The sequence below is a fragment of the Aliidiomarina minuta genome (assembly GCF_003987145.1).
GTDB classification, from domain to species: domain Bacteria; phylum Pseudomonadota; class Gammaproteobacteria; order Enterobacterales; family Alteromonadaceae; genus Aliidiomarina; species Aliidiomarina minuta.
The window spans coordinates 1,290,219-1,303,598 of sequence record NZ_PIPL01000001.1 but is presented as its reverse complement, the minus strand read 5'-3'; the positions used below and the strand labels follow the sequence as shown (position 1 = coordinate 1,303,598).

General features: G+C 51.3%; 9 protein-coding genes. 7 read left to right on the top strand and 2 right to left on the bottom strand.

Annotated features, from left to right (window positions below; translation table 11 throughout):
- Positions 1–30: 30 nt before the first annotated feature.
- Positions 31–2,049, bottom strand: a complete 2,019-nt coding sequence (betT, locus tag CWE09_RS06205; RefSeq protein ID WP_126803119.1) for a choline BCCT transporter BetT — start codon at positions 2,047–2,049, stop codon at positions 31–33.
- Positions 2,050–2,158: 109 nt separating this feature from the next.
- Here betT and CWE09_RS06200 point away from each other — a divergent pair, with 109 nt between their 5' ends.
- The 7 genes from CWE09_RS06200 (at position 2,159) to CWE09_RS06170 (ending at position 11,838) form a co-directional block, all read left to right on the top strand.
- Positions 2,159–3,118 carry a calcium/sodium antiporter gene (locus CWE09_RS06200; RefSeq protein ID WP_126803118.1) on the top strand — a complete coding sequence of 320 codons (960 nt, stop codon included), beginning with the start codon at positions 2,159–2,161 and terminating at the stop codon, positions 3,116–3,118.
- Positions 3,119–3,128: 10 nt separating this feature from the next.
- The gene (locus CWE09_RS06195) at positions 3,129–3,578 is read left to right on the top strand and encodes a DUF3429 domain-containing protein (RefSeq protein ID WP_126803117.1); all 450 of its coding nucleotides are present in this window, start codon (positions 3,129–3,131) and stop codon (positions 3,576–3,578) included.
- Positions 3,579–3,655: 77 nt separating this feature from the next.
- Positions 3,656–5,818: a TonB-dependent receptor family protein gene (locus CWE09_RS06190; protein ID WP_126803116.1), complete on the top strand. Its 2,163-nt coding sequence runs from the start codon at positions 3,656–3,658 to the stop codon at positions 5,816–5,818.
- Between the two features lie 63 nt (positions 5,819–5,881).
- Complete coding sequence (locus CWE09_RS06185) at positions 5,882–6,925, top strand: Fe(3+) ABC transporter substrate-binding protein (protein WP_198679649.1); 1,044 nt, start codon at positions 5,882–5,884, stop codon at positions 6,923–6,925.
- A gap of 134 nt (positions 6,926–7,059) precedes the next feature.
- On the top strand, positions 7,060–8,691 hold the full coding sequence (locus CWE09_RS06180) for an ABC transporter permease (protein WP_420807994.1): 1,632 nt from the start codon (positions 7,060–7,062) through the stop codon (positions 8,689–8,691).
- Complete coding sequence (locus CWE09_RS06175; protein ID WP_420807993.1) at positions 8,678–9,727, top strand: ABC transporter ATP-binding protein; 1,050 nt, start codon at positions 8,678–8,680, stop codon at positions 9,725–9,727. The genes CWE09_RS06180 and CWE09_RS06175 overlap by 14 nt, the downstream gene beginning before the upstream one ends.
- A gap of 257 nt (positions 9,728–9,984) precedes the next feature.
- Positions 9,985–11,838, top strand: a complete 1,854-nt coding sequence (locus CWE09_RS06170) for a M1 family metallopeptidase (protein ID WP_126803113.1) — start codon at positions 9,985–9,987, stop codon at positions 11,836–11,838.
- On the opposite strand, the gene CWE09_RS06165 is transcribed toward CWE09_RS06170, so the two are convergent.
- Entirely contained in the window at positions 11,835–13,199 is a 1,365-nt protein-coding gene (locus CWE09_RS06165; protein ID WP_126803112.1) for an MBL fold metallo-hydrolase RNA specificity domain-containing protein, read from the bottom strand. The two genes, CWE09_RS06170 and CWE09_RS06165, sit on opposite strands and share 4 nt — an antisense overlap.
- Between the last annotated feature and the right edge of the window lie 181 nt (positions 13,200–13,380).

Genomic DNA, 13,380 nt, shown 5'->3' with positions numbered 1-13,380 from the left:
CAGCGCTATGAGTAAGCGCGCTCCATAGGGTTACCGCACAACATGCAGAAAGTGCATGTGTTTCTCATACTGGTCAATGATATCGGCAATCACCTGTTCTTTGGTCCAGCCGAAAATATCGTAGTCCTGACCACCTTCACGTAAGTGCACTTCAGCACGATAGTACTTAAGTTCGCCATCCCGTTTCTTACTAATGTCACGCATCGCGAAGCTTGGCGCGCGATAGGCATGCGGGCGAACGGAATAGAAAAAGTCCATTTCATCACCATGCTCTATCTGAATCCAGTAGCGACCGTCTTCGTCACTATCGCCGAGCTCGACTTTGATGTCCTGAGACTCGAACTCACCGGCTACCGCTTGCATGGCTTCACGCACAGTATCGTTAATAAAGCCTTCCACTTTATCTTTACGAGGGTGGCTGGTAATCGCCTGCAGGCGTTTTTTCCAGTTTCCAGTGTCGTGACTCTTCATCGGTGCCAGCGTTGCTGCGCGTAAACTGGTGCGTTTAACCACTTCCAGCCTTAACGCCCGTATCAAGCCCCAACACATGAGTAGCATTACGATGGAGAAGGGCAGAGCCGATGCTATGGTTGCGGTTTGCAGTGCCTGCAATCCTCCCGCGGTTAACAGGGCTATGGCGATCAAACCTTCAACAGAAGCCCAGAAAATACGCTGCCATACCGGTGATTCATCTTCCACACCACCTGATGTCAGCATATCCACAACCAGTGAACCGGAATCTGATGAAGTCACAAAGAAGGTGATTACCAGCAATGTTGCTACTAAAGAAGCAATAGTAGAGAACGGCATGTGGCTGAAGAACTCAAACAACGCCACCGACTCATCAATGCCTACGGCGTCACTGAGTTCAGAAATCCCCTCATTCATTAACATGTTAATGGCGGTGTTCCCGAAGAAGGTCATCCACATGAAAGTGAAACCCATAGGTACCAGCAGTACGCCGGAAACAAACTCGCGAATGGTACGGCCGCGGGAAACCCGGGCGATAAACATGCCCACAAAAGGTGACCAGGCTATCCACCAGCCCCAGTAAAACAGGGTCCAGCCGCCGAGCCAGTCAGTGGGCTCATAGGCATACAGATTGAAGGTTATATTGACGATATCCGAGGCGTAGGAACCAATATTCTGTACCAGAGTCTGCAGCAGATACACGGTAGGCCCGGCAATCAGCACAAACGCCAGTAGGGCAACAGCCAGAATCAGATTGAGCTCGGAAATACGGCGTATACCGCCATCCAGCCCCATCACTACAGAACCAGTGGCAATAATGGTAATGCCAATAATCAATAGTATCTGCGTAGTCAGGCCAACGGGCACATCGAATAAATAATTAAGCCCGGCGTTAACCTGCATAACCCCTAAACCAAGGGAGGTTGCCACACCAAAGAGCGTACCTACCACCGCAAAAATATCTACAGCATGCCCGATAGGGCCATAAATGCGCTCACCAATTAAAGGATATAACGAAGAGCGAATGGTCAACGGCAAGCCGTGACGGAAGGCAAAATAAGCCAGCGACAATGCCACCACGGCATAAATTGCCCAGGCATGCAGGCCCCAGTGGAAGAAGGTAATCTTCATTGCTTCGCGGGCTGCATTAACGGTCTCGGAAGAACCCTCTGGCGGCGTCATGTAATGCATCACAGGTTCGGCGACGCCAAAGAACATTAAGCCTATGCCCATGCCTGCTGAGAACAGCATGGCAAACCAGGACGCGTAACTGTAGTCAGGTTCGGAATGGTCTGGTCCAAGTTTAATACGGCCATATGCGGACACGGCCAGACCAATAGTGAAGATCAAGAAGAACGCGACAACCAGAATATAAAACCAGCCTGCGGTGTCGACTACCCAAGCTTGCGCATCTGCAAATACAGTCTCGGCGGTGCCGGACCAGAATACTGCAAAGACAACAAAAACCAGGGCAATAATACCGGCACCAAAAAACACTGGTGGGTTGATTACCAGGTTTGGTTTACGGATCACGCCATGCTGGTCTTTATTATCTTCTTTATCAGAAGGACTGCTCATGAACTTGTTTCCTATTGGTAATGTTGCAGAAAATTTTTATTTTTAGGTACTTTAAGCTTACCCTAAGCAGTATAGTTTCATGACTTTATAAGTAAACCGGTATAACAGAATGCTACTTTCGATAATTGCGATAATAGTCGGCCTTATACTTCTGGCCTGGAGTGCAGATCGCTTTGTCGACGGCGCTTCCGCCACGGCCCGTCACCTGGGCATGTCGCCATTGTTAATTGGCATGCTTATCATAGGTTTTGGTACCTCGGCACCGGAAATGGTGGTATCCGCGATGGCAGCCATTGACGGCCGACCCAACCTGGCACTGGGCAATGCCTATGGTTCGAATATCGCAAACATAGCTTTGGTGCTCGGGGTAACCGCCGTATTTATTCCTATTACGGTCACTTCAAAAATTCTGCGCCGGGAAATGCCGTTATTAATAGGCGTGATGTTACTGGCAGGCTGGCAACTGCAGAATGGTATTATTTCAACGCTGGACGCCTGGGTATTATTAGCCGCTTTCTTTGCTTTTCTGATTTGGTCGATCCGCCTGGGAATGAAAGGCGACGACGTCATTGGCGTCAGTACCGAGCAAGAGCTGGAAAGCCGCCCGATGCCGTTAGGTCGCTCTATCATGTGGCTGGTTGTGGGCCTGATCCTTTTGGTAGTGAGCTCACGTATTCTGGTCTGGGCAGCAGTCGATATTGCTATAACGCTGGGGGTCAGTGAACTGATTATCGGCCTCACTATAGTGGCGATAGGCACTTCGCTGCCTGAACTGGCCTCCGCGATAAGTGCTGTGCGTAAGAAAGAACATGACCTGGCCATTGGTAACATTCTGGGTTCCAATATCTTTAATACATTAGCGGTGGTGGGCATCGCCGGGGCTATTAAACCTATTCAATTTGACCCCATGGTATTCAGTCGTGACTGGAGCACCATGATGGTGCTTACGGCATTGTTGCTGCTATTTGGTTTAGGGCGAGGCGGCAAGGGGCGTATTAATCGCCTCGAAGGCGCCCTGTTATTATGTTTGTATGTCGGTTACTTAGTTTGGCTGGTATACACAAGGTAGGAGTTTTTTCATGCAACAAACAAGCATTCAAAGTGCGGTTCGGCTGACCTGGTTAGGTCTTATTCCTTTTATCGTGACCACGGTACTGGGCGCAGTGAACCTGTGGCAGATTACCGCCTTGCAGGCCTTTTTGGTATACAGCGCGACCATTCTTTCTTTTTTAGGCGGCATTCATTTTGGTCTGGTTATGGGCGATCGGCTGGAACGCCCCAGTGGTCGGCTGCTGCTGTGCATGCTGCCAGCTATTGTTGGCTGGCTTAGTGTCGCTTTTTTACCAGCGCTTCCGGCACTGGTCGTGCTGGCATTGTTTTACCTGCTGTGGCTGAAGTACGACCTGACCGCAGTGAGCGAAGACTGGTATCAGAAAATGCGTAAACCGGTAACCTTTGTGGTCACCGGCTGCCATTTCTTATGGATTATCACCGTCGCGTCAGAGCGGGTATTAGTGCACGTCACCTGAAAAATTTGAAAGTTTCAATGCGATTGATATTGATTCTCATTTATCCTTAAGTATACTAGCGCCCATCATAGTTTCCAATGAAGGGTGTTAGTAGCATGAAATTAAGCGCACTTAGCCTTGCCGTTGCGGCAGTTGTAGCCACCTCAGCGCAGGCTGACAGTCAGACAGTAGAAAGACTTCAGGTCATAGGTTCCAAGCAGGCAGTCACCGAAACGCCGGGCTCTGCTTATTACATGAGCGAAGAAGAGCTCTCTGAATTTGAATACACGGACGTTATGCGTGCTCTGGGCAATGTTCCGGGTGTTTACGTGCTGGAAGAAGACGGTTATGGCCTGCGTCCGAATATCGGCATGCGTGGTACCGGCGTCAATCGTTCTGACAAGATCACCCAAATGGAAGACGGTGTGCTTTCCGCCCCAGCCCCATACTCAGCCCCCGCTGCTTATTATTTTCCTACCTTTGCCCGTATTCAGGCGCTTGAAGTACTGAAAGGCAGCTCTTCAATTCAGTACGGACCACGCACCACCGGTGGCGTCCTGAACATGGTTTCCCGGCAAATTCCTAATCAGCCTTTTGCGGGCATGTTTGATCTCAGCGCTGGCCAGGACGGCTACGGCAAAGGTCACGTATGGGCCGGTGGCCAGGGTGACCGGGTTGGTGCTGTGGTTGAAGCGTTACGTTATGAAGCCGACGGCTTTAAAGACGTGCCAAACGGCGACAGCGGTTTCGTGCGCCATGATTTAATGACCAAAGTCGGCATTGCCCTGGATGAAGCTGGCAATCACCAGTTTGAAATGAAACTTAAATATTCCGACGAAACCTCTGACGACACCTATATGGGTTTGACGCAAGGCGACTACGCTCAACGTCCTTATGCTCGTTACGGCGCTTCTCAGCTGGACGTCATGGATACCGAACATAAGCAGTTACAGGCAACCTACCAGTGGAATATTGGTAATGGTGCACGCCTGACCACAGTCGCATACCGTAATGAGTTTGCGCGTAACTGGTATAAAGCGGACCAGGTCGATGGCCTGGGATTGAGCGGCGGCGGTATCGAACGCGCCTCGGTGTTTGACAATGAAGCGCAGCCGGGTGAAAGCATTAATGTTCGTTTGAAGAATAATAACCGCAATTATATCAGTCAGGGTATCCAGACTCAGTTTGATATGCCGTGGCATCAACATGACTTAAGTTTTGGTCTGCGTTACCACGAAGACAGTGAAGACCGCTTCCAGTGGACCGATATGTTTGAACTGAACGCTAACCAGAACATGAGCCTGGCGGAAGCGGGTGTACCGGGTACAGATGCAAACCGTAAAGGATCTGCAGAAGCCCTGGCTGGTTTTGCCAAAGGTCGCTTTTATCTGGGTGGCTGGACCATTGACGCCGGTTTCCGGGTGGAAGACATCGATACCTACCGTCGTGACTGGGGCACTGATTTAGCCCGTGTCGGCTCTCCAGCCCAGCGTGTTAACTCAACTAGTGCGGTTCTCCCCTCACTGGGCGCTACTTATAGCCTGAGCGACAGCCTGATCTTATTAGCTGGCGTGCAACAGGGCTTTGCCCCGGCATCGGCAGGCAATGAAGGTCAGGACAACGAAGAAAGCTGGAACTATGAAGCGGGTCTGCGTTACCTGGCAGGCAACCTGATGCTGGACGCGATCGCTTTTTATAGTGATTACGACAACATGCACGGTAACTGCACCGCAGCCCAGGGTTGTGACCTGGATAACATTGGTGCCCAGGTAAACGCTGGTGAAGTAGAAGTTTACGGCGCTGAGTTACTTGGTCAGTATGGCTTTGAGCTAAGCCCATCGCTACGTTTAATGATAGATGGCGCCTACACCTACACTCAGGCTGAGTTCCAGAACAGTTTTAATTCCAACATTGGTATCTGGGGCAATGTCACCGCGGGCGACAGCGTGCCTTACCAGCCAGATCATCAGTTACGTCTGGGCGCGAGCCTGGCCGGAAACGCCTGGCAAGCAGGTCTGAACGCGCGTTATATGAGTGAAATGCGCACGGTAGCAGGTACTGGCGATATCGCTCAGGAAGACCGCATTGCATCACGGGTAGTGCTGGACGCCAGTGCCCGTTATCACATTGATGATCGGCAGCAGCTGTATGTCAGCATCGATAACTTGCTGGACCGCACTTATATAACGACACGTATGCATGGTGGCATCATGGTCGGTAAACCGCTTACAGCACATGTGGGCTATCGTTATCGCTTCTGATAATCATTGTTATTAGCAGTTACATGTTTTAACATTATTACCATATTATGAAGGATACAGATTATGAAATACGGTTTTAAAGCAGTGATTGTGGCCGGTGTTGTAGCTGCCGTGATCATGGCAGCCTGCTCAGATCGGGCTGAAAATGAAGGCGAAGTAAACCTGTATTCAGCTCGTATTGAAGGTCTGGTAAAACCCTTACTGGATGAGTTTACTGCCGAGACCGGCATTCAAGTCAATTTATTGACAGGATCTGGCGACGGTTTGCTTTCACGTTTGCAGTCTGAAGGGCGCAACAGCCCGGCAGACTTGTTCCTGACCGTAGACGCGGGCCGTCTGCATCGGGCCAAAGAAGCTGACTTGTTTCAGCCGGTACGTTCAGAATTGCTGGCGGACAGCATTCCTGCGCATTTGCGTGATGAAGACTATCTGTGGCATGGCCTGAGCATGCGTGCGCGGCCTGTGTTTTATGCTCATGACCGGGTTGATTCCAGCGAACTGAGCGACTACCTGAGTCTGGCCGATGAAAAATGGCGCGGTCGTATTTGCGTACGTTCTTCAGATAATGTGTATAACCAATCGCTGGTGGCTGGCATGATCGAGCATCATGGTGTCGAAACCACAGAAGAATGGGCGCGTGGCCTGGTGGCTAACTTTGCTCGTTCGCCGGTTGGCGGTGACCGTGACCAGTTGCACGCTGTGGCTAACGGGCAGTGTGATGTCGCGATAGCAAACACTTACTATTTTGGTGGCATGATCGCCAGTGACGACAGCACTAATCAGCAAACCGTTGAACAGCTAAGCATTCACTGGCCTGCGCAGGGCGAGGGCGAGCAAGGCGTTCACGTGAACGTGAGTGGCATTGGTCTGTTGCAACATGCGCAGAACGAAGAGAACGCGATCAAGCTGATTGAATTCCTGACCAACGAATCTTCACAGGCCTGGTATGCGCAAGCGAACCAGGAATATCCGGTGCGCATCGATGCCGAGCAGAGTGAAATTCTGCAAAGCTGGGGCGACTTCCGCGCTGATGATTTACCGGTCAGCGTATTAGGTGACAACAATGCTGCTGCGGTGCAGTTAATGAACCGGGCGGGCTGGCGTTAAGGTATGCAATCCTAGTGCAGAGTGATGTAGTAGATAACGCTCAACAAAAAACCGCGAATCCGGCTCAGTCGGGTTCGCGGTTCTCTGGTTTAAGTCTCCCGCTTGTCGCCGCCATTATTTGCCTGCCTTTACTGGTGGTGATTGCGGCTTTTTTTGTTGGCATCTTCTCTGCTGAGCAGCGCGAGAACCTGGCCCACCTATGGCAATATGTAATCGGCGAGTATGTGCGCCACTCAGCTATTTTGCTGGTTGGGGTGGGCGTACTGGTATTGCTGATTGGCGTTAGTAGTGCCTGGTTAACCACAGCGTGCCGCTTCCCAGGTGTTAAATGGCTACGCTGGGCCTTATTATTGCCCCTCGCCATGCCTGCTTATATTACCGCTTATACCTACAGCGGCATGCTCAGTTATGAGGGCCCGGTGCAGAGCTTTATTCGTAACCTGACCGGCCTGGGTTACGGCGAATACTTTTTCCCTGAAATTCGATCCTTACCGGGTGCCGTGTTAATGCTCGCACTGGTCTTTTTTCCGTATGTTTATTTATTAACCCGGGCTGCTTTTATCGAGCAATCCAGCGCCGCGATAGAAGCCGGGCGCACCTTAGGCTTGGGGCCGTGGGCCAGTTTCTGGCGTATCGCCTTGCCCATGGCACGGCCTGCCATCGCCACCGGGGTCACCCTGGCGTTGATGGAAACCCTGGCGGACTACGGCACCGTGCATTATTTTGGTGTTACTACCTTTACTACCGGCATCTTTCGTACCTGGTACGGTATGGGCGACCAGGTGGGCGCTTTGCAGCTGGCTTCTTTATTATTAACCGCCGTAGTTGTATTGATGGTTATCGAAAGGGTGTCGCGGGCACGGTCACGCTATCACGGGGCAGGGCGCAGTTCTTCCCGGGCCAAACCGCACCAACTGAAAGGGCTTAAGGCTTTTCTCGCTTTTGTAGTTTGTTTTGTGCCGGTTTTGCTCGGCTTCCTGTTACCCGCCGCGCAACTGGCCTGGTGGTCTGTTGACCGGGCCGAAATCTGGTTACAGCCAGGTTTCTGGACCCTGGTACAAAACACCGTATTATTAGCCGCCGTCGCCGCCTTTATTACCGTATTGCTGGCGCTCTGGCTGTGCTACGGCAAACGTCGGCGACCTACGCCTATGATTCGCAGCAGTGTAGGTCTGGCCACTTTAGGTTATGCCATTCCCGGTGTCGTGATAGCCGTGGGTGTAATGTTGCCGCTGGCCTGGCTGGATAACCGCATTAACGATGTAGGTGAAGCCTTATTTGGCTGGAACCCAGGGCTGATATTTTCCGGTACCGTGGTGGCGCTGTTGTTTGCCTATACCGTGCGTTTTTTGTCGGTCTCGATTCAGACTGTGGACAGTGGTTTAAGTCAAATACGGCACAGCATGGACGAATCCGCGCGGGTGTTAGGTTTGTCGCCTCGTGAAGTTTTGAAACGCATTCATTTTCCGCTGTTGCGAACCAGCATTCTGACCGCCAGTATTTTAGTTTTTGTTGATGTCCTAAAAGAATTGCCAGCGACTTTGGTATTACGGCCTTTTAATTTCAATACCCTCGCGGTCCGTGCCTATGAAATGGCAGGCGATGAACGCCTTGCTGACGCCGGGCCACCCGCGTTGATGATCGTATTGGCCGGGCTGATCCCGGTGATTTTACTTAGCCGGGCGATGGGGCAACGTAACGAATCAGAGCCGGCCGCGGGCGCTGAACTCAAACCTGAGGAAATCTATGAACCTGTTAAAGCTTGAACATATCCAGGTTGAACTGGGAGGCAGCACCATAGTTGACGACGTCAGCTTCACTTTGGAAGAGGGTGAAATTGGCTGTCTGCTGGGGCCCAGTGGGTGCGGTAAAACCACCTTACTGCGCGCCGTTGCCGGGTTTGAACAGTTAACCGGCGGTGCTATTGAGCTGGGCGACAAAGTGGTCAGTAACGGTAAGGCTCATGTAGACCCTGAACACCGGGGAGTCGGCATGGTGTTTCAGGATTTTGCGCTGTTTCCCCATCTGAGCGTGGAAGACAATATCAGTTTTGGTTTGCGCAATGCGTCGAAGCAGGAAAAGCGTAAACGTGTAGGTGAGTTGCTGAAACACATTGGCCTGGAAGGGTATGGGCCACGTTACCCGCATCAGTTATCCGGCGGCCAGCAACAGCGTATCGCGTTGGCTCGGGCCCTCGCACCACGACCGCGTTTGTTATTGCTGGATGAACCTTTTTCCAGCCTGGATGCCGAGCTGCGTGAATCTTTGGCCACCGAAGTCCGTGCCTTATTGAAAAAAGAAAATATCACCGCCTTGCTGGTCACCCATGATCAGCAGGAAGCCTTTGCCATGGCCGACAAAGCCGGCATGATGTACCGCGGTCGTCTGCTGCAGTGGGACACCCCTTATGGCTTGTATCACCGCCCCGCACACCATTTAGTGGCCGACTTTATCGGCCATGGCGTATTACTGCGCGGCGCTATTACCGAAGACGCAAAGGTAGATACCGCGCTAGGCATGTTGAACGGCGCCCCTTTGAATGGTTTGAAAGCAGGTGAAGCCGTCGACGTTCTCGTACGCCCGGACGATATTATTATTGACGATGAAGGTGCATTGAAAGCCACAATAGCCGCCCGCGGCTTTCGCGGCGCGCATTTTATTTACACCGTCATGCTCGCCGACGGCTCCAACATCCTCTGCATGGCCCCGTCCCACTACCAGTACGACGTAGGCTCCACCGTCCACCTCCGCCTCAACCTCGACCACCTGGTCCTCTTCCACGCCGGCTACTGCGACACCTAAGACAAAGAGGGGGTCAGACCCCGTTTGTTTATGTTGGAAAGGGAGCAGGTCTTCACATGAGTGTTGTTTAAACCGCGGCCGCCGTATAATCTAGGTCCAATAAAGTGGGGTCAGAGCTAAAACTAACCACTTTTAAGTGGCGATTTGGGGAACTAAATATTTATTTTCAATGGGTTAAGTTCTTTTAAAAATGGTGAATTTTAGCTTTGACCCCATTATTTTTTGACCTCATTATTTTTTCAGGATGGAGAGAATAGGTGCGAATTTCAGTTTTAGTATTACTTACGGCTTTAGTCTGGGTGCCGCTGGCGGTGGCTGATGAGAATGAGCATCTCAGAGTCGCAACGCCTACTGCAGACCAACATAGCTTTGCGAACAGCAACGAGGTGCGGGCTCCGCATTTGCACCTGAACCTTGAAGCAGACTTCGAGGCGCAGCAGCTAAGGGGTTACGCGGAATATACTCTCGAGTATCTCAACGAGGAAGCGGATACCTTTGTGGTCGATACTTACCAGCTGAGTATTGATCGCGTAGAAGCGAAGCAGGGCGATGACTGGCAGTCTACCGACTTCAATCTGGGCTCTCACGACCCTATCTTAGGCCAGGCATTACGCATCCAGCTACCGCAAAATACCGGCAAAGTACGTATTCACTACGCCTCATCCCCTGAAGCTACGGGCCTGGACTGGGTTAGCGCGGAAGGTACGGCGGGTGGTGAACATCCGTTTTTATACAGTCAGTCACAGCCTCATTATGCACGCACCTGGATCCCGATTCAGGACACGCCTGCAGAGCGCTTAACCTTCACCGCTGAACTGCGTACCCCTGCTGAGCTGGTTGGGCTGATGGGGGCTAAGAACCCTCCCAATCCGGAACGTACCGGTTATTATGAATTCACAGCACGCCAGCCGATTCCTTCTTATTTGATGGCAATTGCAGTGGGCGACCTGGATTTTTATGCACTGAACGAACGCATGGCAATTTATGCCGAGCCTTCCATCCTGGAATCAGCGGTGGCTGAGTTTTCTTACACCACTGACATGATGCGGGTGACCGAAGAGATGTTCGGCCCTTACGCCTGGGATCGTTATGACCAGCTGGTACTGCCACCGAGCTTCCCCTTCGGTGGTATGGAAAACCCGCAACTGGCCTTTATTACGCCTACGGTGATTGCCGGCGACCAAAGTCTGGTTAGCTTAATTGCTCACGAACTGGCGCACTCCTGGTCAGGTAACCTGGTAACCAATGCCAGCTGGCGCGATCTGTGGCTGAACGAAGGTTTTACCTCTTACGTTGAAAACCGCATTATGGAAGCGGTCTACGGTGAAGAAAGAGCGCTGATGGAACGTATGTTGTCACGCCAGTCACTGGATGCAGCGGTGGCCTCGCTGGACGAGCGTCAGCAGGTATTACACCTGGAACTGCAGCAGCGGGACCCGGAAACTATTTTCACCCGTATTCCTTATATAAAAGCAGCGTCATTTTTGTTTTTCCTGGAAGAACAATTTGGTCGCGAGACTTTTGACGCCTTTGTACGCCAGTACTTCGAAGACTTTGCTTTTAAAAGTCTGGATACCAAAGCTTTCGAAAGCTACCTGTACGCTAACCTGATCAACAAGCATCTGGGTAAGGTCGCGCGGCACGAGGTTGAGGAATGGTTATATCAACCTGGCCTACCGGAAAGCGCACCGGACCCTGAGGTAGAAGCATTGCAACGGGTCGCCGAAGCACAGGAACGCTGGTTTGAAGGCGAGCAAATTGATATCAGTGCCTGGAGCATTCACGAGCGTTTGTATTTCCTGCGCAACCTGCCAGACGACATTACTCAGGCTCAGCTGGCGCGCATGGACGAAGAGTTTGAGCTGACAGACACGCTGAACAACTCAGTGCTTTCGGTATGGCTGACCATTGCTATCCGGCATGATTACGAGCCAGCCCAGCACAAAGTGGACGAGATGCTACTGACTATGGGCCGCCTAGCTTACATTTTACCTGTCTATGCGGCACTGAATGAAGTCGACAGCGAGCGGGCACAAGACCTCTACGCTGCGGCTAAACCAACCTATCATCAGCTTACCCAGGCTGAGGTCGAGAATATTCTCGACCTTTAGCTGGCAATTTCGGCCTCTATTGCAAAGCGCTGTTGAATGGCTTCAGCCAGCGCTTGTTTGGCAGGCATGTCACCATGTACCAGACGAACCCGTTTTACGGGTTCGTCTGCGTCTATAAAATCAAGCAACTCAGTTTGATCAGCATGGGCGGAATAACCACCCAGCGTATACACCTGCGCTTTAATCCAAATCCGCTGGCCATCCATGTCCACATAACCGCCCCGTGGGCCATAACGCTGAATATCACGCCCCGGGGTCCTCTCTGCCTGATACCCCACAAAAAGCACATCAGTCCGTGCATCGGGCAACAGCGCTTTCAGATAATTGGCCATACGGCCGCCGGTACACATACCGCTGGCGGCTATCACAATGCAGGGTGACCCACTTTCGCGCAAAAATTCGACCAATGCTTCATGATCCTGATGGCTATCAATCGTATGCAACCGCGAAAAATTCAGCGGGTGGCGGTTTTCCGCCAGTCGCGCATGGGCCTCGTCGTCCCATAAGGCCTTCATCGCACGGTACTGGGTGGTAAATTGCGCCGCCATGGGCGAATCCAGAATAACCTGGATGTCACGCCATACACCTTCGGAACGCTCACGGACCTGATGCATAATATCTTCCAGTTCGTACAATAACTCCTGGGTACGACCAATACTAAAAGCGGGAATTAACACTGCGCCACCGTCCTGCACCGCATGTTCAATCACGGCTTGCAAACGTTGCTGACGGGTTTGCCGGTTCTCGTGGTTACGGTTACCGTAAGTGCTTTCCAGTACCAGAATGTCAGCCCGCTCTAACGGGGTGGGGTCGGGCAGCAAGGGTGTATTTTTACACCCCAGGTCACCGGAGAAAACCACCCGGTAAGCGTTTTCATCTTCTATCTCGACATAGGCTGAGCCCAGAATATGGCCAGCCTGACGAAAGCGAATCTTAACCGGCAGAGACTCGAAGTCTTCCCAATAATCGTAATTGACCGGGCGTAATTGACTGGCAATTAAGTTATTTACCGCATTAATTAAACTTGAATTGCGAGTAATACCGACCTTTAATGCGTCTTCAATAACCAGAGGTAATAATAAAGCGGTCGCTTGAGTACAATAAATAGGGCCACGAAAGCCGGCCATTAATAACCAGGGTAAACGACCCACATGATCAATATGGCAGTGGGTAATAATAAGTCCATGAATGTGCTGAATATCGAATTCAATGTCCTGATGTTCGGCATCGGCCCCCTGGCCCGAAGTCTCAGCCCCTTGAAATAAACCGCAATCGATCAATAAAGACCGGCCTTCAGGTAACTGCAATTCATGACATGAACCTGTTACGCCCTCGCGGGCCCCGTGATGTATTATCTGCATAACTGGCTTCCTTGCTAAAGTATTATGATTAAATAATAGTCATATTTTATATACTATCCAGATTGCAAAATGTACTTTTAAGTTAACGCGGTGTTAAAAGTTCCCTCCTTTATGTAAATAATGCCTAAAAGAATTGGCTTTTACTTGAATTAAGGCCTGAGCGGCTATACTTATAGTATTG